We start from the raw sequence: 21,414 nt of genomic DNA on the forward strand, positions 1-21,414 counted from the left end.
ATGGCTTGTCATTATAGCACCATTGCCAGGATTAAATCGATGGCCTTGATGCCGATAAACGGCACAATCATGCCGCCAAGCCCGTACAACAACAGATTATAGATGAGTATTCTCTCGGCCGACATCGGCCGGACGGTGCTGCCGTAGAGCGCCAGCGGCACCAGCAGGGGGATGATGAGGGCGTTGAAAATGACTGCCGACAAAATGGCGCTCATCGGACTGGCAAGCCCCATAACGTTCAGGGCGCTCAGCTGCGGATAGGTGGCAAGCAGCATGGCCGGGACGATGGCAAAGTACTTGGCGATATCGTTGGCGATGCTGAAGGTGGTGAGATTGCCGCGGGTCATGAGGATCTGCTTGCCGACGAGGACGATGTCGAGGAGCTTGGTCGGATTGCTGTCGAGGTCGATGATATTGGCCGCCTCCTTTGCCGCCTGGGTGCCGGTGTTCATCGCCACCGCCACGTCCGCCTGGGCAAGGGCCGGGGCGTCGTTGGTACCGTCGCCGGTCATGGCCACCATCTGGCCCGCCTCCTGATACTGGCGGATGAGGCGCAGCTTATCCTCCGGTCTTGCCTGGGCGAGGAAGTCATCGACCTGGGCCTCGGCGGCGATGGCCGCGGCGGTCAGCGGGTTGTCGCCGGTGATCATCACCGTCTTGATGCCCATGTTGCGCAGCTGCTGGAACCGCTCCTTTATGCCACCCTTGATGATGTCTTTCAGGTTGACGACCCCGAAAATCTCCTTGTCGCAAGTGACCACCAGGGGGGTCGAGCCGGCCCGGGCCACCCGGTCGGTGATGTCCGCTAGGCCGCTCGGAATTGTCTTTGCGCCAAGGCCCTTGACAAAGGATATCGCCGAGTCGACGGCACCCTTGCGGTACTGCCGTCCGTGAATATCGACGCCGGACAGGCGGGTGTCGGCGTTGAAGGCAATGCCCTTGCCATCGGCCGGGAGGACGAGTTCATGCAGCCCGTATTTTTTCCGGGCGAGGGTGACGATGCTCCTGCCCTCGGGTGTCTCATCGGCAAGCGAGGCAAGGAGCGCCGCCTCGGCCAGGTCCCGTTCGCGGTAGCCGCCCACCGGGATAAACTCCACCGCCTCGCGGTTACCGAGGGTGATGGTGCCGGTCTTGTCGAGGAGCAGGACGTTGACGTCGCCCGCCGCCTCTATGGCGTGTCCCGACAGGGCGATGACATTCTTCTGGAAAAGCCGATCCATGCCGGCGATGCCGATGGCCGGGAGGAGGGCGGCGATGGTGGTTGGCGCCAGGCAGACGAAGAGGGCGACGAGGACGGTCAGCGACACCGGCTCGCCTTGTCCCGTCACCCGTACGCTGTACAGCGACAGCGGGCTGATGTTGGCGCAGACCAGGAGAAAGACCGCGGTCAGGGAGATCAGCAGCACGTCGAGGGCAACCTCATTGGGGGTCTTGCGCCGCTTGGCGCCTTCGATGAGCGAGATCATCCTGTCGAGGAAGGTCTCGCCGGGATTGGCGGTGATCCTGACGATGATCGCATTGGCAAGTACCGTCGTGCCGCCGGTGACGGCGCTGCGGTCGCCACCCGCTTCCCGCACCACCGGCGCCGATTCGCCGGTTACCGCCGCCTCGTTGACCAGGGCGGCGCCGGTGATGATCTCGCCATCGCCGGCGATGATATCATGGGCCTCAACCAGGATGTGGTGGTCCTTGCGCAGCTGTGCGGCGGCCACGATCTCATAGGGGCTGTCGAACTCCGGCCTCTTGAGGAGTTTTGCCTGGACATCGACGCGGGCCTTGCGCAGGCTGGCGGCACGGGCCTTGCCGCGCCCCTCGGCAAGACTCTCGGCAAAGGTGGCGAAGATCACCGTCAACCACAGCCACAGCGACACCAGCCCGGAGAACCAGGCCGGTTCTTCATTGACACCGAAGAGCGACAGGATAAACGCCACCAGGGTGATGGTACTGGCAGCTTCCACGGCGAGCATCACCGGATTGCGCCATAGAGCGCGGGGATTGAGCTTTTTCAAGGCGTCGGCGAGGGCCGTGAGGAGAATCCGCCTCTCGAAGATGGAGACCCTTGCAGGGGTTCGTCTGGCCATGGTTATTTCCCTCCCCAGATGGTCAAGTGCTCGACTATCGGGCCGAGCGACAGCGCAGGGAAAAAGGTTAAAACACCGACGATGAGGATAACCAGGGTCAACCACAGGGCAAAGGGCAGTTTGTCGGTGGGCAGTGTGCCGATGCTTGGCGGGACGAACCGCTTGGCCGCCAGCGACCCGGCCATGGCCAGTATCGCCACGATGGGCAGGTAGCGGCCAAGGAGCATGGCCAGGGCGCCAAGGAGATTGTAGAAGTTGGTGTTGCCGCTTAAGCCGGCGAAGGCGCTGCCGTTGTTGTTGGCCATGGAGGCGAAGGCGTAAAGGATTTCAGTCAGGCCATGGGCGCCGGGGTTGGCGATGGATGCCACGGCGGCAGGGACGAGGACGGCCACCCCGGAAAGGATGAGGACGATGATGCCGGCGGTGAGTATGGTCACCACCGACAGCCACATCTCCCGTGCCTCGATCTTTTTCCCAAGATATTCCGGAGTCCGGCCGATCATCAGGCCGGAGACGAAGACGGCGATGATGGCAAAGGCCAGCATGGTGTAGAGACCGGAGCCGACGCCGCCGAAGACCACCTCGCCAAGAAGCATCAAAACCAGGGGAATCATGCCGCCGAGCGGTGTCAGCGAGTCGTGCATGGCCGCCACCGCCCCACAGGAGGTGGCGGTGGTGGCAACCTCAAAGAGGCTGGACCCGGCGGTGCCGAAGCGCAGCTCCTTGCCCTCCATATTGCCGCCCTCGACGCCAAGGCCGGTCAAGAGTGGGTTGCCGCCTGCCTCAAGGCTGTGCATAAGGGTAAAGGCTACGATGAGGAGATACAGCATCACCCCGAAAAGGGCCCATCCCTGCCGCGGATTGCCGACCATGCTGCCGAAGGTGGCGGTGAGAGCGCCGGGGATGAGGAGGATTAAAAGAATTTCCAGGTAGTGGGAAAGCGGCGTCGGGTTCTCGAAGGGGTGGGCGGAATTGGCGTTGAAAAAGCCGCCGCCGTTGGTGCCCAGTTCCTTGATCGCTTCCTGGGATGCCACTGGCCCCATGGGGAGAACGACCTCCTTGGTCGTCTCGACCAAGGTCACCGTCCTGTAGGGACTAAAGTTTTGGATGACGCCCTGGGAAACAAGGATGAGTGCGGCAGCGAGGGACAGCGGCAGGAGGATATAGAGAATGCTCCTGGTCATATCAAGCCAGAAGTTGCCGAGCGTTGGGGTCTTGCGCCGCACAAAACCACGGATAAGGGCAATGGCCACGGCCATGCCGGTGGCCGAGGAAACGAAGTTGTGCACCGTAAACCCCAGCATCTGGGTGACATAGCTTGCGGTCTGTTCACCGGCGTAGTTCTGCCAGTTGGTGTTGGTGACGAAGCTGACCGCCGTGTTCAGCGCCAACTGCCAGGTGAAGGACGGCAGTTGCTTGGGGTTCATCGGCAGCAGCTGCTGCAGCATCAGCATGGCAAAGAGCATAAGGAAAAGCACCAGATTAGAGAGCAGCACGGCCCCGGCGTACTGTCGCCAATCCATCTCCTCCTCCGCCTGTACCCCGCAGATTCGGTAGATGAATTTCTCGCAAGGGGCGAAAAGCGGCGAGAGAAATGTCCGCTGTCCCTGGTAGACCCTGGCCATAAAACCACCGAGGGGCTTGACCAGCGCCAAAAGTACGGCAAAAAAGAGGAAAGTTGCCAGCCATTCATGGGTGTTCATTGCTGTTCTCCCGATCACGTTTATTATAAAGCTACACTTCAGAGTGACCTCGTTGCATTTGTTTCTTCTGACAGTAACTGTAACGATTTTTATATAAAGAGGAGATCAAATCTTCCGGCAAATGTGTCAAGAATGTGTCAATAAAAGACCTGGCGTATTGCAGGCAAAACCGTATAGAGGAGGTGCTTCCGTGGCACAGATAAACATAGAGAATCTTCAGGTAACCATTGCCGCACAACCCGGTCGGAGTCTTTTGAACACCTTGGTCCTTGAAGATCAGCCGATCCATACCGTATGCGGTGGCCGGGCCAGATGTGGCTGCTGTCGAATCCGGATTGTCGAAGGCAAGAAAGGAATCTCGCCGGTAAACGAGTGGGAGAAAGTCCGGCTGACCGCCGAAGAGCTGGCGGCCGGTTGGCGTCTAGCCTGTCAAACCCACACCCTTCGGGATATCACCATTCACCTGCCGACAGCTGAGGAACTTGATCCGGCCTGCAGGAAAAAGAAGGAGAGGGTGGTTCAGGACCCGGCTTTGCGGTAATTGGCCAGGGTGACGCCGCAGAGGACGAGCAATCCGCCGGCCAAAACGGCCATTCGCACCGACTCGCCGAGGATCAGCCAGGACAGAATGAGGGAGAATACCGGGACGAGGTTGATAAAGATTCCGGCCCGGCTGGCGCCGATCTTCTTGATGCCGATATAGTACAGGGAAAAGCCGAGGGCGGTGCCGCCGATACCGAGGTAGGCAAGGCTTATCCAGGACAGGGTGGTGATCGTGGCGAGCTTGCCGATGAGACCTTCTCCCACGGCCGGGAAGGCAAGGAAGACAGTGCCGATGATCGATGAATAGCAGACGGCGGTCAGCGGCGGCAGGGAGCGGAGTACCGACCGGCCGATCAGCGAATAGGCCGACCAGCTGGCGACGCAGCCGAGCAGGGCCTGCTCGCCACGGCCGAAGCCGCCGGTAAAGAGCGATCCGGGGTGGCCGTTGCTGATGACCAAAATAGCCCCGGTAAGCGACACCAGAACCCCGCAGCCCTTCAGCAGGGAGAGGCGTTCCTTCAGGAAGAGGGCGGCAAAGATGGTGATGACCAAGGGCGTCCCGGCAACAATGAGCGAGGCCCGGCCGGCATTGATATACTGCAGGCCGGAAAAGAAAAAGACATTGTAGGCAAAGACCCCGGTCAGTCCGAGAAGGAGAAGGGACAGCCAGAGTCGTGGCGAGGGCATGGCAAACTTGCCCTCGATTGCCTTGGTCAATACCAGCATGGCCACCGAGGCGATAAAAAAACGGAGAAAGGCGGCGCTGGCCGGTTCAACCGCTCCTGCCAGCAGGCGTCCGGCAATGAAGGTGCCGCCCCACAAAAACATGGTAAAAACCAGCGAAAGATAGGTGACAACAGGCATGAACGGCCTTCCTTTGAATAAGCGCAACAAAACATCTGCGGACGATAAAAGTCGGAGATGAGGATTAACGGGATCGGCAGCAAAAGGTCAAGTTCTTTTCTTAGCCGGTCTCAGGGCTGCCCCTGGTCCATCACCCTCCTGATAATGACCGCAATGTCCTTTCTGGCCATGGGCTTCATGGCAAAACCCTTGATGCCTATTGCCTTTGCCTGTTCTTCGGAGATGAGGGTGCTGTAGCCGGTGCAGAGAATAATCGGTGTTTCCGGACGGATCTGGAGAATACGCCGGGAAAGATCGACTCCGGTCATCCCCGGCATGGTCTGGTCGGTAATAACCAGATCGAATGCCTCCGGTTCATTCTGGAAGGTGGTGAGGGCCTCGATACTGTTTGATCTGGCGGTCACCCGGTAGCCGAGTCGCTCCAGGATCAGCTTGCCCATCTCGGCAAGAATTCCCTCGTCGTCGACAAAGAGGATATGTTCCTTGCCTACCGGTGCAGAATCCTTCGGTTTATTCTCTTGTGCGGGAGTAGTGGCGATAATCGGCAGGAGGATATCAAAGACGGTGCCTTCTCTTGGCGAACTGTTGCAGGTAATGGCCCCGCCGTAGCTCTGGATGATACCATACACCGTGGCAAGGCCCATTCCGGTACCCTTGCCGACCTCTTTCGTGGTAAAAAACGGTTCGAATATCTTCTCCTTGATGTGGGCGGGGATACCCGATCCGGTATCGCGGATCGACAAGTGTACATAGCCGCCCGGCTGGACCGGCGACTCACCGTTGAGACCTTCCTCATTCAGCACCTTCTGCCGCAGGGCAATGGTGAGGGTGCCACCCTTCACCTCCATGGCATGAAAGGCATTGGTGCAGAGGTTCATGATCACTTGATGGATCTGTGTGGGGTCGGCGAGAATTGTCCCGGCATCCGCCTCGATATCCTGGATTATATTGATGGTTGCCGGCAATGAGGCGCGCAGCAATTTAACGGCTTCGTTTATAATCATGCAGGGTTGCAGGGGGATCTTGTCGGTTTTTGCCTGGCGGCTGAAGGCAAGGATCTGTTTGACAAGTTCCTTGGCGCGGTTGCCGGCATTCAGGACCTGGGCGATATCGTGGGCCATGGTTGAACCCTCGGGGCAGTCATCGCGGATCATCTCCGAATAGCCGATAACGGCTGAGAGGATATTATTGAAGTCATGGGCGATTCCGCCGGCCAGGGTGCCGATGGCCTCCATCTTCCGGGCTTGCTGCAGCTGGCCAATCAAGGCATGTTTTTCCTCTTCGGCCCGTCTGGACTCAGTTATATCGGTGAACATGCCAAAGGAACCGGTGAACCGGTCCTGTTCGTCGAGGATTGGAATGGCTGAGACATGGGTCAACACGCTGCGGCCGTCCTTATGGCGAAAGGTCCGTTCATAGCTTTCGCCGCCACCGCCCATGCGTTTTTGTATCCGCTGGTAATGGTCCTCCATTTCCTCTGGGACGACAAAATCAGCAACCGGCCGGCCGAGCATCTCTTCCGGGGTATATCCGAGCATTGCCGCCATCTGCGGATTGACGAAGTTGGTCCGCCACGAACTGTCCTTGCCCCAGATACCTTCCCGGGCGGTGTTGACGATCAACCGGTATTGCTCCTCGCTTGTCCGCAAGGCCTCTTCCACTCGCTTGCGTTCGCTGACGTCAACGATGCCGCCGTAGAGAATCTTGCCGCCGCCAGCACCTCCGCCCGCGCACTCGGTACGACAGCTGATATGGATTATCTTGCCGTTTTTATGGCGAATACGTAGATTGCACGAGCTGTGGCTGCCTGGTGGAAGGCCGGTGACATGGTCGGCAAAGACCGGGAGATCCTCTTCAACAACGAGGAAACGCCAGCATTTTTCGGCAAGTATCTCGTCCACCGAATAGCCGCAGATCTTTTCGGTGGCGCCCATCATCCAATCGATGTGAAAAACTCCATCTCCATCTTCAAGGCAGGAGTAGGAAATATCAGAGGATACAGATGATATGCGGCGGAAGCGTTCGCGGTTTTCCTCATCCTGTTTGAGGCTTGAGATGATTCGGGACTGGTGCATGTTCCGGCAGGCGCTGGTGGAAAGCTGTCTGGTAAAGGTAGAGAGCAGCTGGGCCACCATCGCGAATTGCCCGCGTGGCATGATGGGAACCTTGCGGAAGGCCTCCAATGCATCGGTTCGATCGATCCCGATCCTTTCGGCATAAGCCAGTATCTTACCTTCGTCCTGGTTATCCTCTCGCACCTGGCCAATGATCCAGTTTGCCAGATGCTTCCCGGCAAAGGTGATGCCCGCCGCGGCACACCACAAACCGTTGCGGCATTGCCTGATTGTCGGACTGTCGGATTTGGGTGGGGTGAACGATCCATAGGCAGTGCAGCACTCGACATATCCCATTTCTGTCTTGCCGATAATTTCGCCGCATAACTGGGAGTAATTACTGGGCAGGGTGATCGGTCGGCCATCCGGGTGGGCAATGATTGAGGCCACACCGGTTGCCTTGGAAAAGTCGTCCTGCAGGCGCTGCAATTCTTCGAGGCTGAACATCGAGTCGATAGTCACGAGGTCCAGGTCAACTGGTGCTGCAAGGCCGGGAGAATGAAGTCCAGCCATGCTGCTCGCCGCGGAATAGCCACCGGCCTTAAGGTCTGCCATAGGAATGTCGAGAAAAGAGAAGGGTATTGAACCGGCCATGATGATTGTCGAGGTTTATTGGGAGGTTGTTATTGGCAGAAAGACCCGAAAGGTGCTTCCCTGCCCGGTTTCACTGGCAACGGCAATTGCTCCGCCCTGTGACTGGACAATCCCCAGTACCACGGGGAGGCCAAGGCCACGACCGGTGAATTTGGTGGTGAAAAAAGGATCGAACAGTTTCTCCAGGGACTCTTTGGCGATGCCGCAGCCGGTATCCCGCACCTGCAGTTCGCCATAAAGAGAATCCCGGGGCTGCCAGTCCGCCGGGAAACGGCAACTTGCCGGGATTTTACCGGCAGGGATCGTTGTGACGGTCAGGTGAATGCTGCCGGCTTTGTTGCCGATGGCCTCACTGGCGTTGGTCACCAGGTTTTTCACGACTTGTTCCAGTTGACTGGCGTTGGCGGTGACGGTTGGGCCGGGATGAGGCAGGACGGTATGAAGGCTTGTTTGCCCTGGTAGAGCCGCGGTGATCTCGGCAACGCTGGTGCGGCAGATCTCGGCCAGGTCGAGAGGCCCGGGTTGGCTGTTGCTTTGCCCGAGATAGACCAGCATCTGATGACTCAATTCGGCGGCGCGTTTGGTGGCCTTCATGGCGTGGGCCAGGATTTCGCTGACACCCGGGGACCCGGCGGTATCGTCAATCGCCATCTCCAGGTTGCCAATTACTGCACCGAGAAGGTTGTTGTAATGGTGGGCAATGGCCCCGGCCATGCGACGCAGGCTTTCCGATTTTTGCAGTTGCTGGTACTGGGTGGCAAATTTGGCTTGTTCCGCCTCTGCCTGTTTGCGCTGGGTGATATCCTCAATGGTCCAGATGATGCCCTTGGTTATATCGGCGAAATCAATCGCTTCACCGACGCATTTGACCAGTATCGGCGTGCCGTTTTTGCGGAACATCCATTGTTCGGCAGCAAAAACCTCTCCTTCGGCAAGGAGGCGATAGGCATCTCTTATGAACTGTTTATAGGCCTCCGGCGAGTGAAAGAGGTTCTGGGTAGTCCCGGAGATCAATTCTTCTTTTGGGTATTCGAACATCTCCTCGATCTTCCGGTTCACCCATGCCAGCCGCCGGTCAACGGTCTTGATGATGCCGACCGGGACTGTCTGGAGGATGAGGTTTTGCTCGCGCATAAGCCGGTTCACCTGCTCTTCCATCTCTTTTTGCTCGGTGATATCGTTGGCAATCAGGACCACCGATTTCACCGTATCGGCTACGACTACCGGGCCGAGGACGATTACCCACCAGCCCATTTTCCGGTTTTCCCGCAGCATGCGTACCACGAGGTGTTGTCGCTGCCTGGACTCGAACACTCGCGCCAGGGCTTCTCGGAAGATCTGCCGGTCTTCCTCCATGATGTACTCGTATTTGCTGGTGCCGATAAGGGCGGACGGGGCAGTTCCCACCAGGCTCCGGTTCTGAAATTGAATGAGACCCCGGTCGTCGATTTCGGCTATGACGACGGGCGCGGTGAGTACCAGGGTTTTGTAGCGGGCCTCGCTGGCCAGGAGCATTTTCGAGGCCTGTTCCCGTTCGGCGGCATACCTGGCCTCGCTTTCTGCACGGATAACCCGTTGTTGCGAATGGCGCATGGCACTGGCAATCAAGGAGATGATAATACCATTGCCGAAGAAGATGACCATGCCGGTAATTGCTTCAGGATGGATGGTGGCATGGCCGATTTGATCGGTCCAGAAGAGTATGACCAGGAGGGTTGAGAGGATGGAGGCGGCAATCCCCGACCACAAACCGCCAAACACCGCTGCCAGGATGACCGCCGGAAAGAACGTCACATAGGGGATGGTTTGTCCGAGATTTTGCAGGAAGAGCAGACGGAAGGCCCCGGCGGAAAAGGTGCTGGCCACGGCAATTGTGATGGCTATAGCCATGGAGGGACGGAACTGCTGTGTGGCGGCGAAGAGTTTTTCTTCCGAGATGACTTTTCGGTAGGGTTCTCTCGCCGATCTAACGGCGACCATCAGCATGTAGATGCTGCCGAGGTATTGGGTCAGGCGTCCAGCCCAACCCACCGGACTGCCATTGACCTTTTGGCTCCATACGCCGATCAAGCCGATGGCCAAAAGGAGAACTGCCAGGCTGTACCAGCGAACAAAGGCCAATCCGCTCAGGTGGTTAATCAGATGCAGGAGTATTGCGGTGAGAACGAACATGGCAACCGCCGAGCCGAGGACAAATTGGCGCAGCAATGTCCCGCCATGACCGGGTACGAAAAACTCTGGAAAGTAGTCGGAAAGGGCTGCCTGGACAATCAAGGCGGCAACGATCAATATCCCCAGATAGGCAAGTCCCAGCCAGAGGCGAGGTGCCTGGAGAGAGTCATTCCAGCGCAGCGCCATGGCGGCGCCGCTAAGGTGGCAGAATGCCGACAACCAGATGCAGATATTGTGGACAGTCACCAGGGTATTGGCATCGAAGGTTCCATCGCCTGGCTTTATCAAGCCGGCAAGGGCGCCGGTGGCCCCCGCGGCACCCCAGGCCAGGACACCACAGCCCAAAAGGAGGAGTCCCGGGTTGTGCCACTGCAGAAAGCTACGTCCCACGAGGTAGGCGATGGCAAGAGATATAACCGTCGAAAAGGTCATATTGAGAACCATCAGGAGGAGGGGTTGCTCGAAGGAGGTCCGCAGGTCGAGCAGCCACAGGGTGGCAATCAGCAGCAGCAGGACCGGTACGGGCAGAAGAGCCAGCCGGTCCCATCGACCGGCCCTGGCCGGGGGCAGAGTGCTTTCCGGAGGATTGTTCTGAGAGGAATTATTGTCAGGCGAAATGCCCATGGGTCTTCCTTTTCGGTGTTGCAGGGTTTTAAAAGCGCATCCAATCGACAAGGATAGCATAGATTTCTGCAATAGTGAAATCGACGAAGGAAAGTCTGGCCAAGGGGCCAGGGGAGCAGGTACAATCACTGAGGATTGCAGCAACGGCAATGACGAGCGGGTGGATGAAGGGATTTTGGTCGCAAGGCGGACAAAGGAGGAAGCGGATGGGCAAAGCAGCAAAGATGAGCCGCGAAGAACTCAGCTGGGTGCTCTACGACGTCGGCAACTCCGCCTTTGTTCTGGTGATGGTTACCGCCATCATGCCGATTTTTTTTAAGGATTTCGCGGCGGCGACGATGAGCGGCGTGGAGTCGACCGCCAACTGGGGCTTTGCCAATTCCGCCGCCTCGCTGATCCTGGCTGTTTTAGCGCCGGTGCTCGGGGCGATGGCCGACTTCCAGGGCCGGAAGAAGCGGTTTTTCCTTTTTTTCCTGTTTCAGGGGATAGCCTTTACCCTGCTGCTGGTGTTTGTCGGCCGTGGCCAGTGGCTTCTTTGCCTCATCCTCTTTGTCCTCGCCCGGGTCGGTTGGGCCGGGGCAAATATTTTTTATGACGCCTTCCTGCCGGACGTTACCACCCGGGAGCGGATGGACCTCATTTCCGCCAGAGGCTATGGCTATGGCTACATCGGCAGCGTTCTTCCCTTTCTGGTTATTATCGGCATCCTTCTTGGCAGCGGCATGGCCGGCGGCCTTCCGGCAGGTCCTAGCAAGGTGGGCTTTGTCATCGTCGCCCTGTGGTGGCTGGCTCTTTCCCTGCCGGCGATAAAGAATCTCAAGCAGGTGCATTGCCTTCCCGGCGGTACCCAGCCGGTGCGCCAAAGTTTTCGGCAGCTGTACCGGACCTTTCAGGATATTCGCCGGTATAAACAGGCCTTTCTCTTTCTTGCCGCCTATTTTTTCTATATCGATGGGGTCGACACGATTATCTCGATGTCGACTGCCTATGGCCGCGATCTCGGCTTTGGCGTTACCCTGCTCATTGTTGTCCTACTGGTCATCCAGATCGTCGCCTTCCCCTTTGCCCTGCTGTTCGGCAAGCTGGCCGGGCTCACCTCCACCCGGCGGATGATCTTTGTCGGCATCGGGATTTACTGCCTTGCCACCCTGGCCGCCTTCTTTTTGCCGGCCATCGACAATATGTTCTACAAGACCCTGGCCTTCTGGATCATCGCCATCCTGGTCGCCTCGTCGATGGGTGGCATCCAGGCGCTGAGCAGGAGCTATTTTTGTCGATTGATACCGGCGGAAAAGAGCGCCGAATTTTTTGGTTTTTATAATATCTTCGGGAAATTCGCAGCGATAACCGGTCCCTTTCTCATGGCCGTGGTCGGCCGGTGGACCGGCGAAACCCGCTGGGGGGTGCTGAGTATTCTGCTGCTCTTTGTCATTGGCGCTCTCCTTCTTGGTTTGGTGAAGGAGAGCGAGGTCTAAAGGGGGATGGTCCCTGGCAGGATTGTCATGCCGGTGGCCGGTTTGGCACTTGGCAGGAATTGAGGATGTTTTTTACCCCTTCCATATCGGTGAGCCTGCCATAAACGACGATTACATCGCCCGGCTGCAACTGGGTGTTGCCCCGCGGGATGAGAATCTGGCTGCCCCGCCGGATGGATACCAGATTGATCGTTTCCGGCAGGTGCAGGTCTTTGATCAGGGCATAACTGCAGGAGTCTTCCTCGCCGAGGACCATATCGACAAAACCATTTTCTTTTGGTTTGCGCAGTTCTACTTGCTGTTCGACGATGTTGCCCCGTTGTTTTCGGACTATTCCCAGATCATAGGCGCGGAGGATGTCACTGCGGCTGATGACCCCGCACAGGGTATCGGAGCCATCCCGCGAAACCACCGGCAACCTTGCCAGATCACGGGGCGACATTCTTTGTATCGCCACCCAGATCGGTTCGTCGGGGAAGACGGTGATCGGCCTGCCGACCGCGATGTCGGCTACTGTAAGCCCTTTCGGGCTGAAATCTTCCCGGGACTGTGCCCGGTGCACATCCTGCAAGGTAATGATTCCCCAAAGTTTATGGTTGTCGGCTAGGACGGGAAAACCGAGCAGGTTAGTTTCCTGGAAGAGGCCCATAAGTTCTGAGAAGCTGGCGTCTTTTTGAATGGTCACCGGCTTGCTGCGCATGACTTCGCTGACCTTAACCCCCTGCATGATGTCCATGTCCCGACCTTCAACGAAGCGCACTCCTCGTTTGGCAAGTTTTAAGGTGTAGATCGATTCCGGATGCAGCCACTGGGAGAAATAGCTGGCCGAGACCCCGGCGACCATCAACGGCAGGATCATGAAGTAGTCATTGCTCATCTCGAAGACGATGAGCATGGCGGTGAGCGGTGCCCGGGCGGTGGCGGAAAACAGGGCGGCCATGCCGACCAGGGCAAAGGCTCCGGTGTTGAGGCCGATGGCCGGAAACCACCAGTTGAACAGATGGCCCATGGCCCCACCGAGCATGGCTCCGGTGAAAAGGGACGGGGCGAAGACGCCTCCTGAGTTGCCGGAACCGAGGGTCAGGGATGTGGCCAGTGGTTTGAGGAAAATAAGGACGACCAATATCCATAGGGGAGTATGGCCTTGAATTGCCGCCTGTATGGAGGGAAATCCGGAGCCGTACATATGGGGAATAGCGACATCCAACGCCCCGCTGTGCGCTCCCGATCCCGCCGGGAAGGTCAATCCCGGCAGATGCATATAGGCAAGTCCTACCAGACCAAGGAGCAGGCCACCCACCGCTGGTTTGAACAACTGCGGGAATTTCCAGCGGTCAAAGACATTTTCGGCGAGGTTGAGCATGCGGATGAACATGATGCCGATCAGGGCGGCGGTCAGTCCGAGGATGAGGTAGAGGACTATCTCCAGGGAGCTGTTCAAGCTATAGGCCGGCACCTGGAAGGCAAATTTAAAACCGACCAGATTGCGACTGACGACAGAGGCGGCAACAGCGGCAATGACGACATTGCCGAAGGCCCGCATCTGCAGGCCGCACATCAATACCTCGATGGCAAAGGCTACACCGGCAATGGGGGCGTTGAAGGTCGCGGCAATTCCCGCCGCCGCGCCGCAGGCGACGAGATTGCGGATTCGCTCATCGGAGAGGTGCAGCACCTGCCCCATCGTCGAGCCGAGGGCTGCGCCTATTTGGATGATTGGGCCCTCACGTCCGGCCGATCCGCCCGTGCCGATGCACAGTGAGGATGCGGCTATCTTGGCGACGGCGACCCGAGCGCGGATGCGGCCGCCGCGCAAGATCAGGGCCTGCATGACCTCTGGGACACCGTGACCCTTCGCCTCTTGGGCAAAGAGAATCAACGGACCGACAAGCAGGCCGCCGAGGATCGGGACGAGCACATAGATCCACTTGCCGAGAAAAGGCAATGCCTCGGAAATCGAACCGAAAGAAAGGTCCTGGATGGCGAAGATCAGTTTGACAAAGAACACCGAGGCCAGTCCGGTGATAGAACCGACAATCACCGAGATGATGAGCAGAAGGAGTCCTTCCGGTGGAGAAAAATGGTCGAGGCACCAGCTGAGAAACGGCTGTTTTGGAGTCATGGCTTGTTCCACAAAAGAAAATACGCCGCCCTGAGTTGCTGCGATGCCTTCATCACAGCAAACAGGGAAGCAGAGTTACATGAGAATTTCGAGGACGTTAAAACTGCAGCGCCTTTCTCGCCTCCTGCCGCAGCAGCATATCAACAATGACCAGGGCGGCCATGCCCTCGACAATGGGCACGGCGCGCGGCACGACGCAGGGGTCGTGGCGGCCTTTCGCTTCAAGGACGGCGTCCTGCCCGGCAAAGTCAACGGTCGGCTGGGGCAGGGAGATAGTTGCCGGCGGCTTGAAGGCGATACGCAGGGTTATCGGCTCGCCGTTGCTGATGCCGCCCTGGATGCCGCCGGAGCGGTTGGTGGCGGTACCGAGCCGTCCGTTCTTCTGGACGAAGGGGTCGTTGTGCTGCGAGCCGCGCATCCGCGATCCGGCAAAGCCCGAGCCGATCTCAAAGCCCTTGGTCGCCGGAATGGCCAGCATCGCCTGGGCAAGTTTTGCCTCCAGTTTCTCAAAGGTCGGTTCGCCAAGGCCCACCGGGACATTGCGGATAACGCAGGACACCGTGCCGCCGACCGAATCGCCCAGTTGTTTCAGCTCGGCGACCAAGGTCTCCATCCGCGCCGCTGCCTCTTGGTCCGGGCAGCGGATAAGCGTTGCGTCGACTTCCCGGCGGGTGATCGTGTTGCTGTCTATAGCGGCGGCGTCGATATCGCCGACGCTTGACACCCAGGCGACAATCTCAATGCCGAATTTTTCCTGGAGAATCTTCGCCGCCAGTGCCCCGGAGGCGACCGTGCCGATGGTCTCCCTGGCGCTCGACCGGCCGCCGCCGGAGGAGGCCCTGATGCCGTACTTCATCTGGTAGGTGTAATCGGCGTGCGACGGCCGGGGGATATCGCGCATATTGCCGTAATCTTTCGGCCGCTGGTCCTTATTGGCGACCTGCAGGGCAATGGGGGTGCCGAGGGTGCGGCCGTTTTCGGTACCGGAGAGGATGACCACCTGGTCCGCTTCCTGGCGGTCGGTGGACAAGGCGCTTTGGCCAGGGCGGCGGCGGTCAAGCTGGGCCTGGATATCGGCCTCCGTCAGGGCAAGGCCCGGGGGGCAGCCGTCGATGACTACGCCAACCGCCTTGCAGTGCGATTCGCCGAAGGTGGTGACACGAAAAAGGGTACCGAAACTGCTGGACATGGGGTGTTCTCCTTGTAATGTGCGGTCATGGCTAAGGGGTGTGAAGCTCTGCGTTGCGCCCCTACCTTATAGTGTTCAAAAAACTCCGTCAATTGCGTTTTCCTGGGGCGCTGCTGATGATGTCTTGCAAACGCACCTCCGGGTGGTGATATCGTGGGTATTTCGGGGTCTTCTTGCCGTATTGAACGGCCTCCTGCGGGCACCACTGAATGCAGGCCAGGCACTGTTCGCAGCGGTGCAGCCATGCCGGTTTTCCTCCGGTCATGACAATATTGCCAACCGGGCAGACTTTTGCGCAGATGGCGCAGCCGTTGCATTTCTCATCCACCCAAAAATCCCCGTCCATCTTCGGGATCATCCTGAAGGTCAATTTGTAGATGGCGGTAAAGACGATCCTTTGCCAGAGAGGCCCTCTTTCCACCGGAGCGGATTGTTTCTGGGCGATGCGGGGGGCCAGCTTTTTGATTTTCTCTTCCGCGGCCCGGTAAAGTCCGGTGAGTTTTTCGGCAGGCCCTGGCCCACCCCAGGGGATGTAATTGCTCGGCAGGACGATATCAAAACCGAGGGATAGCCTCAGGCCAAGGGAAGTCATATGGTTTTGCAGCTGGATCAGGGTGCGTGACACCTGACCGGCATTGACTGCAAAGGCAAAGTAGTATTTATCGGGGGATGCTTGAAGTTTCTCCAGGAAATTCAAAACGAGACCGGGAACACCCCACATATGCACCGGGAACACCAGACCGACCGTCTCGGCTTCAGCCAGAGCGTCCCCGTTCATCAGGGCCATGGGAAACAGCCTTGTATCGCCCAGTTGCTCTGCGACGAGGCGAGAAGTCCATAGTGAGTTGCCGGTACCTGTATAGTAGTAGATAACTGTTTTCATTGTGAATGTCTTAATAGTTGCCAGTGTGGTTTTGGAGGTGGAAGATGGATTGCCGGTATGACAGGCCATGGTTGTCTGTTACAATAACAAGGATGGATCTGCAGAGGATAGAGATAACTATTTTCCCATGGAAAAAAAGAGCGCTCACCAAGGTACATGACGATGACGGCAAAATATCTTGATGCAATGGCCAGCGGCCTCTTGGCTAAACGGATACAAGAAAGTCATGCGGTTCTTACTTCCTGCAGCCTCTGCCCCCGGCAGTGCCGGGTGAACCGTTCGGCGGGGGAGCGGGGCTATTGCCGCACCGGTCGCCTGGCCGAGGTGGCGAGCTATGGGCCGCATTTTGGCGAGGAGAGTGTGCTCGTTGGTAGCGGCGGCTCCGGAACGATCTTCTTCTGTGGCTGTAATCTTTTGTGCAGCTTCTGCCAGAACTTTGCAATCAGCCACCGCCAAGACCGGGATTGCCAGGCGGTTGCCGACCGCGAGCTGGCGCTGATCATGGTCGAGCTGCAGAATATGGGCTGCCATAATATCAACCTTGTCACGCCGAGCCACGTTGTACCGCAGATCCTGGCGGCCCTGCCCCCAGCCATCGAAGCCGGGCTTCGTCTGCCCCTTGTTTTCAACTGCGGCGGTTATGAAGGAGTCGAAACCTTGCGACTGCTCGATGGCATCATCGATATCTATATGCCCGACGCCAAATTCTGGGAAGCACAGTCAGGGCATCGCTATGCGGATGCAGCCGACTATCCTGAAAGAATGCGCGAGGCGCTGGTCGAGATGCAGCGGCAGGTCGGTGATTTGCACCTCGACAAGGAGGGCCTGGCCGACCGTGGTCTCTTGGTTCGCCACCTCCTGATGCCGGATGGTCTTGCCGAGGCGGAGGCGATTTTTCGGTTTCTCGCTGAGGAGATTTCGCCGGAGTGTTATCTGAATATCATGGATCAATACCGGCCCTGCGGCGAGTTGGCGGGCCGGTACGGCAGCCGATCCATCGTTACCCCGGCGTTGTACACGGCGGCTGTCCAGGCGGCGACCAGTGCTGGTCTGACCCGTCTTGATCAACGTGATACGGCAGCCCTTATTTGTCGCCTGCTGTCGCTTTAAGTGCTATTGGGACATCCTTTGGCAAGAAAATAAATGGGTCTCGCCTATTGTTCACTGACCGAATCAGAATAGATATATCCTTCCTTGCCTTTATATTTGACCTGATAATATTCACCGCTTCTGGAAACGACATGGAGAGCGGTTTTGGCTGGAATAGAATCCATGATTTCTGAGCCATAGACATCCGCACTTTTAAGCAGATAAGCAATGTCCTTCGTTACGAAATTTCCTGAAGGTTTCTTTTCTGTTGCCGTTACAACAGAACCTGTTGGAGCTGCCGAGGGAGAAGGTGTTAATAGCGGTCTGTCCTGGATGACGAGAGAGGCTTCTGTGTTTGTGGCTTTCGGTTGGGTTTTGGGCAATAAGTCTTGGGTCAATTTTGGTTCAAGACGAGGTGTTCCTGCGGTGTTCTGGCTAATTAGAAACTCATAGGTTGTTTTGTCCAATTTTCCATTTATGGTGAGGTTATTGTCTTCTTGGAAAGTTTTCAAAGCTTCTCTTGTTTTTTTCCCCATGAAACCATCAGCTGGGCCTGGAGTGTAGCCCGCTTCGATTAAAGCTTTTTGAGCAGCCTGCAATTTTGCGTCAAACTTGGGCTTTGGTTTCGGAGCAGGAGGTTCAGGTGGAGGAGATTCTGACTTGAGTGGAGTGGTGACAACCGGTTGGATGTTAAATCTTGAGCTACAGTGTCCGTTACCATCTGGAAATAAATTCTTGCAGATTTCCTTGTATAACATTTCCCTCAGATAGTTTTCTACCGACTCTACGCGGGCTCCCGTCCTTGAGGCCATTACGAACTGTTGACGATAGAGCTGTACTTTTGTTTCAACATGCGTGGCGCTATCACCATTCTCCGGAGACATAATAATGGTGAAACTGAATGTATATGTTTCATCCCAAAATGATTGTTGCCGGGAGTGCTCATTGTTGCCGTCAACGGTAGCAATATTTGTTGAAATCAGGCCAACTTCTTTATTGAGATTGTTGACAGTGGCAAATGATTTAACTGCGGCTAATGATGCCAACCAGGTTTTTTCAAATGGAGCGTTGAAGGTAAATTCAACTGGGCAGGAGATGTTGGTATCTATATGATGAATATTGCTGCTGCATCCAAGCAGAGTTGTCGAGAATAGCAGGATAAATGATAAACAAAGGTACCCATGTCTCAAAGCTGTTCTCCTCTTATTGGGTCACTGTTATGTAGCTCAGGATTTTTCTCGGTTGGGAAAACATCGGGATCTGCATAACTCAGTTGTGGGACCTGCCCAGCGATAATTTCATGCATTTTTTGCAGAATCTGCGATAATTGGCTTGAGAAAATCAACAGAAATCCTGGTATCAAACCGACAATTGAAAATACCCCCAACCAACCAATACATTCCGTAAACTTTGTAAAAAACCCATAGGTTTTATGTTCTTTGAGCCGTTGACTGTATTGCCAGGCCAGCCTAGAGCATCCAACCAAAAGGCCAAGCATGGTGGCGAGAAATACTATCGAAGCCAGAGCATTGAGCATTGCTTTCCTGCTTAGCACTGAAAGGTTTTGTTTTTTCTCTTCGATTGTCACTTCAGTGGCTTTTATCAATTCCTGTTGTTTAATGGCAAGTTCGGCTTTCTGCTTTTCAAGCTGGGTATTGCGCTCCGCGAGCAAAGAAAGCTGCTGCCTTCTTTTTTCTTTTAACTCGGCAAGGTGAGTGTTTGGCTTGGTGAGAATTCTTTGCCGTTCTTTCTCCTTCAAATCCTTTAACATTTTCTTTTCAAGAAGCGTGTAAACCCCGTCAAGGGAGGTAAGTCCATTGGTTCGGTTTTCTTTTTGCCACAGTCTTCCAAGAAGAAAAAAATGGTTCAAAGTATCGGGTAAATATTCTCCCAAACTGTTGTTTATAGATTCTAGAGAAAAAAGGACAGCTTGCATATATACTTTTTCGGCATCACTGAGGCGATCGATATCTTCGTTAATCAACCCATTGTATAACGGCAGTGAAATCAAAGTCCTGTCAGGGACATTCTGTAAAGATTTGAGAAAATCCTCGTGAAGTTCTATGTAGGTTGAATACGCTTTTTCTCTAGGGTTTGTGAACGTTAATTCAAGGACAATGTCTGCGGCTTGTTTTTTGAAGTTCCGTCGAAGTGCGTCGCGGGTACAATCAAGCATTAATGCAGCATATTGGTGGTCTTTCCTCCTTTCTTCTCTGATCTTTTTAACCAAATCGTCAAAAAGTGAAATAGCATCCTCTGTCCTGTTTACAGTGATGAGAAAATCGACCAAGCTGGTGATCTGGGAATATGCCTGAGTAAACAATTTGTCATTGGCATTTCGTTGAAGATCTGATGAAAGAAGAACAGCTCTTTCCCTTAAATTCGCCATTACCGGCCCTTGTTTGAAATCAATTATTGCTTGAACTACCAGATGGAGCTTTTCAAACTTCGTTAACACAAGCAAGGATTGTTGCAGGGAATTGGCAACTTGAATGCTTTCCCCTCGCTCATTAAAGATCTTTGCTAAGGCGATAAACTGCTCAACTTCACCTTTAAGCGTCTTTGCTTTAATTGGGATTTTAGAAAACACACTCTCTGCTTCCAGTCTTGAAGAGGTTTCGGCTACCAAAAGAATATCGGCGATGTCTCTTGAGTTATTCAATGCTTGTGACAAATATGCAATCGCCTTGTCAGTCTTTCCTGTCTTGAAAGAGTAATCAGCCAAAACAACCAGGCCTGAACTACTGGTTGTTTTAGTTTGCACGAAATCCATGACCAAATCCGATGAAACCTGCATGGCTTTGGCTTTGAGGTAGTCAGCCAAATCGAGCAATGCCTTTGTATCATTGATCACACCAACATGATTTGCCACGGCTTTACTGGCAATACTTGCTGAGTTGTTTTCTATTAAGAAATGAATCGAAGCAATAATGATTTGTTCATTCGGATTGCCAATAAGTCCTTTCTTTTCAGCAATAGCAGTAATTGCCTCTAGCGCTTTGCTGAGTTTTTTCTCCGCCGTGTATAAAGCGGCCAGAGTGCAATAATACTCAGGACTGTTGGCGGCTACCGTTTTGTAAATCATTAGACCTGAATCGCCTGATGATAAGCCGTCGGGAAGAACAATTTGTTGGGATTGTTTGTTTTCCAGAATGGAGATAGCTTTCTTGTTGCCTGTCAACATCAACATCTCTTCTGCATATTGCAACTTGGATTCAACTTCCAGTCTTTTGTCGAGTGGCTCAGCAAATAATGAGGTGGCAGTTGCAAGAAAGACAATAATTAAAATGCCGATAAGGGCCTTTTTGTGTCTAACAAAAACAGTTACTCTCCTAAAAAACAAATAGAGAAATACATTAAGAACGGTGATGGGCAGGATACTGGACCCTGCTGTGTTGATAGCCTTACACATTTCAAGCAGACTATTGTATTCGGAAATTGTGCTGTCGAGATTGCGAACAGTATTAGCCAGTTCTGCTGGTATCTCAGGGTTGGATGGTTGGCTGGAGCTTTTGAGTTGCTGCTCGCCGTCGGCGATTTCCCGGTTTAAAGTGCTTATTTCTTGCTGAAGTTTATTTAATTCCCCTGAAACCTCGCCGCTGATTTCCTTCTTCCGGGTTTCAAACTCTAGCCGATTTAGCTGGTAAGTATTGTTGATCTGCTCCTGCTGAGCTTGTTGGCTGGCTTGATGCACAGATTGTGGAGACGAGATTGCCACCGGTGCTATAGAAATTTGTGAATTGCCGGGAAGTTCTTCGCAATGTCCAAGAATGGGTGCAGATACAAGGATTAGAGGAAGGAGGAAAATTGCTGGAAATAACTTGAAAGATGGAAAGGCAAAGAGCCCCTTCATTTGCATATTATTCATCGATATGATTTCTCCCAAGACGGTTTTAAAGGCAATTGTTTATGAGGAGGAATTGCATTTGCCATATTCTCAGCTTTCTGGAAGGCATTTGTC

General features: G+C 55.3%; 13 protein-coding genes. 3 read left to right on the top strand and 10 right to left on the bottom strand.

Going from position 1 to position 21,414, the window contains the following annotated elements; genetic code table 11:
- Window positions 1-11: 11 nt before the first annotated feature.
- Together kdpB and kdpA are read right to left on the bottom strand one after the other, a co-directional pair.
- Window positions 12-2,081, bottom strand: a complete 2,070-nt coding sequence (kdpB, locus tag OEL83_03190; GenBank protein MDK9706035.1) for a potassium-transporting ATPase subunit KdpB — start codon at window positions 2,079-2,081, stop codon at window positions 12-14.
- 2 nt (window positions 2,082-2,083) lie between these two features.
- Window positions 2,084-3,784, bottom strand: coding sequence for a potassium-transporting ATPase subunit KdpA (gene kdpA, locus OEL83_03195; protein MDK9706036.1), 1,701 nt, complete (start codon window positions 3,782-3,784; stop codon window positions 2,084-2,086).
- 190 nt (window positions 3,785-3,974) lie between these two features.
- Here kdpA and OEL83_03200 point away from each other — a divergent pair, with 190 nt between their 5' ends.
- On the top strand, window positions 3,975-4,325 hold the full coding sequence (locus tag OEL83_03200; GenBank protein ID MDK9706037.1) for a 2Fe-2S iron-sulfur cluster-binding protein: 351 nt from the start codon (window positions 3,975-3,977) through the stop codon (window positions 4,323-4,325).
- Here OEL83_03200 and OEL83_03205 read toward each other — a convergent pair.
- From OEL83_03205 to OEL83_03215, 3 genes are all read right to left on the bottom strand, one after another.
- Window positions 4,304-5,191 (bottom strand): DMT family transporter, encoded by an 888-nt coding sequence (locus OEL83_03205; protein MDK9706038.1) that lies wholly within the window; start codon window positions 5,189-5,191, stop codon window positions 4,304-4,306. The two genes, OEL83_03200 and OEL83_03205, sit on opposite strands and share 22 nt — an antisense overlap.
- A 110-nt stretch (window positions 5,192-5,301) precedes the next feature.
- Window positions 5,302-7,899, bottom strand: coding sequence for a PocR ligand-binding domain-containing protein (locus OEL83_03210; protein ID MDK9706039.1), 2,598 nt, complete (start codon window positions 7,897-7,899; stop codon window positions 5,302-5,304).
- A 15-nt stretch (window positions 7,900-7,914) separates the two neighbouring features.
- Entirely contained in the window at window positions 7,915-10,695 is a 2,781-nt protein-coding gene (locus tag OEL83_03215; protein MDK9706040.1) for a PAS domain S-box protein, read from the bottom strand.
- A 206-nt stretch (window positions 10,696-10,901) separates the two neighbouring features.
- Here OEL83_03215 and OEL83_03220 point away from each other — a divergent pair, with 206 nt between their 5' ends.
- A complete protein-coding gene (locus tag OEL83_03220) occupies window positions 10,902-12,170 on the top strand; it encodes an MFS transporter (GenBank protein MDK9706041.1) in 1,269 nt (422 codons plus the stop codon).
- A 25-nt stretch (window positions 12,171-12,195) separates the two neighbouring features.
- Here OEL83_03220 and OEL83_03225 read toward each other — a convergent pair whose 3' ends face one another.
- The 3 genes from OEL83_03225 to OEL83_03235 all read right to left on the bottom strand — a co-directional run bounded on the left by OEL83_03225 (window position 12,196) and on the right by OEL83_03235 (window position 16,364).
- Window positions 12,196-14,292 (bottom strand): chloride channel protein, encoded by a 2,097-nt coding sequence (locus OEL83_03225; protein ID MDK9706042.1) that lies wholly within the window; start codon window positions 14,290-14,292, stop codon window positions 12,196-12,198.
- Between the two features lie 97 nt (window positions 14,293-14,389).
- Window positions 14,390-15,481 carry a chorismate synthase gene (aroC, locus tag OEL83_03230; GenBank protein MDK9706043.1) on the bottom strand — a complete coding sequence of 364 codons (1,092 nt, stop codon included), beginning with the start codon at window positions 15,479-15,481 and terminating at the stop codon, window positions 14,390-14,392.
- A gap of 88 nt (window positions 15,482-15,569) precedes the next feature.
- On the bottom strand, window positions 15,570-16,364 hold the full coding sequence (locus OEL83_03235) for an EFR1 family ferrodoxin (protein MDK9706044.1): 795 nt from the start codon (window positions 16,362-16,364) through the stop codon (window positions 15,570-15,572).
- A 162-nt stretch (window positions 16,365-16,526) separates the two neighbouring features.
- Between OEL83_03235 and OEL83_03240 the strand changes: the two genes are divergently transcribed.
- Complete coding sequence (locus tag OEL83_03240; GenBank protein MDK9706045.1) at window positions 16,527-17,474, top strand: radical SAM protein; 948 nt, start codon at window positions 16,527-16,529, stop codon at window positions 17,472-17,474.
- 44 nt (window positions 17,475-17,518) lie between these two features.
- Here the strand turns inward: OEL83_03240 and OEL83_03245 are convergent, their stop codons facing one another.
- A complete protein-coding gene (locus OEL83_03245; GenBank protein MDK9706046.1) occupies window positions 17,519-18,643 on the bottom strand; it encodes a peptidoglycan-binding protein in 1,125 nt (374 codons plus the stop codon).
- Window positions 18,640-21,321 carry a hypothetical protein gene (locus OEL83_03250; protein MDK9706047.1) on the bottom strand — a complete coding sequence of 894 codons (2,682 nt, stop codon included), beginning with the start codon at window positions 21,319-21,321 and terminating at the stop codon, window positions 18,640-18,642. Before OEL83_03250 ends, OEL83_03245 begins: the two co-directional genes overlap by 4 nt.
- Window positions 21,322-21,414 lie beyond the last annotated feature (93 nt).

This window comes from Desulforhopalus sp., from assembly GCA_030247675.1.
Classification (GTDB): domain Bacteria; phylum Desulfobacterota; class Desulfobulbia; order Desulfobulbales; family Desulfocapsaceae; genus Desulforhopalus_A.

What these genes read in the sequence shown, in the direction of transcription:
- kdpB (MDK9706035.1), bottom strand. Translation starts at nt 2,081, where the DNA reads ATGGCCAGACGAACCCCTGCAAGGGTCTCCATCTTCGAGAGGCGGATT.
- kdpA (MDK9706036.1), bottom strand. Translation starts at nt 3,784, where the DNA reads ATGAACACCCATGAATGGCTGGCAACTTTCCTCTTTTTTGCCGTACTT.
- OEL83_03205 (MDK9706038.1), bottom strand. Translation starts at nt 5,191, where the DNA reads ATGCCTGTTGTCACCTATCTTTCGCTGGTTTTTACCATGTTTTTGTGG.
- OEL83_03210 (MDK9706039.1), bottom strand. Translation starts at nt 7,899, where the DNA reads ATGGCCGGTTCAATACCCTTCTCTTTTCTCGACATTCCTATGGCAGAC.
- OEL83_03215 (MDK9706040.1), bottom strand. Translation starts at nt 10,695, where the DNA reads ATGGGCATTTCGCCTGACAATAATTCCTCTCAGAACAATCCTCCGGAA.
- OEL83_03220 (MDK9706041.1), top strand. Translation starts at nt 10,902, where the DNA reads ATGGGCAAAGCAGCAAAGATGAGCCGCGAAGAACTCAGCTGGGTGCTC.
- OEL83_03225 (MDK9706042.1), bottom strand. Translation starts at nt 14,292, where the DNA reads ATGACTCCAAAACAGCCGTTTCTCAGCTGGTGCCTCGACCATTTTTCT.
- aroC (MDK9706043.1), bottom strand. Translation starts at nt 15,481, where the DNA reads ATGTCCAGCAGTTTCGGTACCCTTTTTCGTGTCACCACCTTCGGCGAA.
- OEL83_03235 (MDK9706044.1), bottom strand. Translation starts at nt 16,364, where the DNA reads ATGAAAACAGTTATCTACTACTATACAGGTACCGGCAACTCACTATGG.
- OEL83_03240 (MDK9706045.1), top strand. Translation starts at nt 16,527, where the DNA reads ATGACGGCAAAATATCTTGATGCAATGGCCAGCGGCCTCTTGGCTAAA.
- OEL83_03250 (MDK9706047.1), bottom strand. Translation starts at nt 21,321, where the DNA reads ATGAATAATATGCAAATGAAGGGGCTCTTTGCCTTTCCATCTTTCAAG.